General features: G+C 36.8%; 1 pseudogene. It reads left to right on the forward strand.

Annotated elements, in window-relative coordinates:
* A pseudogene (locus tag RM529_RS17550) lies at positions 1–920 on the forward strand (TrlF family ATPase); the annotation flags it as partial.

Here is a 920-nt window from a genome sequence, read left to right on the forward strand (position 1 = left end):
AAAGGCGCAAAATTTTATAGATGTGATTTTCAAGTACACAGTCCAAGAGATATTAATTGGACAGGTGTTCGTTTTGGTGTAAACGCTGAACAAATAGCAAATTTATCAGAAGCTGAAAAGCAACAAATCGACGAGAATCGCGAACAATTTTGCAAGGAATACTTAGATAAAATCAGTAGTGCTGGAATCAATGCTATCGCAATGACTGACCATCACGATGTGGTCTTCGTCCAGCATTTGAGAAAAGTCGCCAAAGAGCAGAACGAAATACACGAATTAATGGGCGAACCAGAAAAAATTGTAACAGTATTTCCGGGTATTGAACTTAGTCTTTCCAATCCAGCCAGTCAGGTCATAATTATTTTTGATGCTGATTTCGAAGATGCACGTCTTAATTCTGTTCTCAATTTTCTCGGTATTCAGGCTACAGACAAATATGATAAACAGACAGTTCAAACTCAAAGAATTTCTCAAGAAGTCATCAGCAACCTTTCCCAGCTTCACAAAATCTTGGATGAAGTAAATTATTGTAAAGGTAGGTATATCGTTCTTCCAAATGTTGGTAAAGGTGGTCAGCATTCAATCATACGCCAAGGTTTCCAAGAGCATTATATTAAAATGCCCTGTGTTGGCGGTTATGTCGATAAAGAAATATCGTCTGAATCTGGATATCAAAATAAAATTAATGGTGGTGATGTAAATTATGGTAATAAAAGTATAGGTCTTGTATCCACATCTGATAATAGGTATGAAGATGGACGTGAGTTTGGAAAATATTCTACTTGGGTAAAATGGGCAGAACCTACTGCAGAGGCAATTAGACAGGCGTGTTTAGCCAAGGAATCCAGAATATCCCAAGCCGAACCAGAAATGCCACAAATATTTATTGAAGCAATCGATGTTACAAACTCAAAATTTTT

Source organism: Autumnicola edwardsiae (genome assembly GCF_031846505.1).
Taxonomy (GTDB): Bacteria; Bacteroidota; Bacteroidia; order Flavobacteriales; family Flavobacteriaceae; genus Autumnicola; species Autumnicola edwardsiae.